The 2,819-nt window shown below is 76.0% G+C and carries 3 protein-coding genes; 1 reads left to right on the top strand and 2 read right to left on the bottom strand.

Going from position 1 to position 2,819, the window contains the following annotated elements; translation table 11 throughout:
- Positions 1-61: 61 nt before the first annotated feature.
- On the bottom strand, positions 62-331 hold the full coding sequence (locus ACWEVO_RS34300; RefSeq protein WP_452311568.1) for a hypothetical protein: 270 nt from the start codon (positions 329-331) through the stop codon (positions 62-64).
- A 35-nt stretch (positions 332-366) separates the two neighbouring features.
- Positions 367-1,821 (bottom strand): glycoside hydrolase family 3 protein, encoded by a 1,455-nt coding sequence (locus tag ACWEVO_RS34295; RefSeq protein WP_452311567.1) that lies wholly within the window; start codon positions 1,819-1,821, stop codon positions 367-369.
- 123 nt (positions 1,822-1,944) lie between these two features.
- On the opposite strand from ACWEVO_RS34295, the gene ACWEVO_RS34290 reads away from it, so the two are divergent.
- A partial coding sequence (locus tag ACWEVO_RS34290) for an ROK family transcriptional regulator (protein WP_452311566.1) occupies positions 1,945-2,819 on the top strand: 875 nt, incomplete at its 3' end.

The following is a 2,819-nucleotide window of genomic DNA, read 5'->3' as shown; positions in this document are numbered from 1 at the left end:
TGATCCCGCGCCCCGGCACCGTGTGGGTGGTCACCGCGCGACCACATCGGTTGTGCACAACTTAATTGTGGACTACGGAGCGCGTCCGGACCTCCATGTACGCGCGGCCGGGCAGGCTGGCGTCGATCGGCAGCGGGTCCGGTGCCGGCCGGCCCGGCGCGGGCAGTGGCCGCAGCAGCTCCTGTTCCACGTCCACCACGTACGCGGTCCCCGTGACGTTGAGCGGCCCCAGGACCGCGTCGATCGCCTCGGACAGCCGGTCGGGCGGGATCCGGTGCGACCGGGAGACCAGGTCGGCCAGGGTGGCGTGCCAGGCGTCGGCGGTGCTCATCCCCGGGGACTACCCCGCAGCGGGCGGCTCAGACCTCAGCCGGTCAGGCCGAGCACCTGGGCGGCCGCCCGGCCGTTCGCGTGGCTGGCGCCGTACGTGGTGACGAAGGCGCGGACGCCGGCCGGTCGCCAGTCGCTCGGCCAGCCCATCTCCACCACGGTCACCGGGTGCGTGGCGGCCAGCCCGTCGACCAGCTCGCGGGCCCCGGGCAGCCGGTGCAGGTGGCGGCCGACCAGCACGATCGGCCGGTCGCCGGCGCGCTGGTGCAGCTGCTCCGGTGCGGTCTCCCCGGCCACCGCGCGGATCTCCTCGGTGCCGGGCGCCAGGTGCGGCCCGAGCCCCCACGGCACCCGCCCCTCGGCGATGGTGGAGGCGGCGTGCACCTGCACCACCAGCGGGGTGGCCAGGCCGGTCACGTCGCCCTCGACGCGTACCGCGCGCAGCGCGGCGGCGTAACCCAGGCTGTCGGGCGCCGGGTCCGGAATGCTGCCGGCGCCCCGCCACCGGGCCAGCTCGGCGGCCCGCCCGGCGGCCTCCTCGACCCGGGCCCGGTCCAGCCGGCCGTCGTCGAGCGCGCCGACGATCTCCTCGGCCACGTGCTCGACCAGCTCGGCGTCGACCTTGGCGCCGATGCAGAGCAGGTCCGCCCCGGCGGCGAGGGCGCGGACCGCGGCGGGACCCACCCCGCCGGCGGCCAGCGCGGCCCCCTTCATCTCCAGCGCGTCGGTGATCACGGTGCCGGTGAAGCCGTACTCGCGGCGCAGCAGGTCGACCAGGACGGCCCGGCTGAACGTGGCGGGGCCGTCGCCGGTCAGCGCCGGCACCCGGATGTGCGCGGTCATGATCGCGCGTACCCCGGCGTCGACCACCGCCGCGAAGGGCGGCAGGTCCCGCTCCCGCAGCACGGCCGGGGGCACGTCGACGGTGGGCAGCTCGTGGTGCGAATCGGCCACCGTGGCGCCGTGGCCGGGGAAGTGCTTGGCGCAGGCGGCCACCCCGGCGGACTGGAGGCCGGCGACCGCGGCGGCCGAGTGGGCGGCCACCCGGGCCGGGTCCGCGCCGAACGAGCGGGTGCCGATCACCGGGTTCTCGGCCGCGGTGTTCACGTCGACGGTCGGCGCCAGGTCGACGGTGATGCCGAGGGCGGCCAGCTCCGCGCCGATCGCCGCGTACACCTGCCGGGTCAGTGTCAGGTCGTCGACCGCTCCGAGGGCGGCGTTGCCCGGGTACGGGCTGCCGGTGGCGTGGGCCAGCCGGGTGACGTCGCCGCCCTCCTCGTCGATCGCCACGATCACGTCCGGCCGGCCGGCGCGCAGCCCGGCGGTGGTCGCCGCGACCTGGGCCGGGTCGTGGATGTTGGTGCCGAACAGGGTGTGCCCGGCGAGCCCCTCGGTGAGCAGGTCGACCGCCCAGTCGGGCGGGACCGGCCCCGGGTAAGCGGCCAGCAGCGTGCCCAGCGCGAGCCGCCGCAGTCCTGGATCCAACCCCACGAGTATCCCCTTTCCCTGCCGGGTCGTCCGACGGCCCCGGATCGGGGTGGCCGATACGCTAACGGGCACCCCTCTGCAGGCGTTTTGTGGTTAGCAAACTTTACTGAAAATAGAGGACGTGGCATGAGTACGACCCGGCTGCCCGGCACCCCCCGCCTGTTACGGGCGCTGAACGACCGCGCGGCGCTGGAGCTGCTCCTCGAGCAGGGGCCGCTCACCCGGGCCCGGCTCGGCGAGCTGACCGGGCTGTCCAAGGTCACCGCCTCCCAGCTGGTGGAGCGGCTGGAGGAGCGCGGCCTGGTCACCCGGGTCGGCGAGCAGGCCGGCGGGCGGGGCCCGAACGCCCAGCTCTACGCGGTGCGCCCGGGCAGCGCGTACGTGGTCGGGGTGGACGTCGACGCGGAGCGGGTGGTGGCGGCCTGCGCGGACATCACCGGCGCGGTCGTCGGCCGGGTCGCCCAGTCCACCCGGGACACCGACGACCCGGTGGGCGTGGTGCACAACGCCGTGGTCCAGGCGGCCAGCAGCGCCGGCGCCGAGCTGTCCAGCGTGCGGCGGGTCGTGCTGGGCACCCCCGGCCTGGTCGACCCCGGCACCGGGGACATCACCTTCGCGTTCAACCTGCCGCGCTGGCACAGCGGCCTGCTCGCCGCGCTCCGGGACGACCTGCGCATCCCGGTGGTCTTCGAGAACGACGTCAACCTGGCCGCCGTCGCCGAGGCCCAGTCCGGCGCGGCCCAGGGCGTGTCGGACTTCGTGCTGGTCTGGGTGGACGCCGGCGTGGGGCTGGCCATCATGCTCGGCGGCCGGCTGCACCACGGCAGCAGCGGCGCGGCCGGCGAGATCGGCTACCTGCCGGTGCCCGGCGTGCCCATTCCCCGGGACGTGTCGAAGCGGTCCAAGCCGGCGTTCCAGCAGCTCGCGGGCGCCGACGCGGTGCGCGCGGTGGCCGCCGAGCACGGTTTCGCAGCGCCCGACGCGGCCGAGGCGGTACGCGC

Source organism: Micromonospora sp. NPDC003776 (assembly GCF_053605645.1).
Note: the sequence above shows the minus strand (reverse complement) of the source record. Positions and strands in the feature narration are given on the sequence as shown.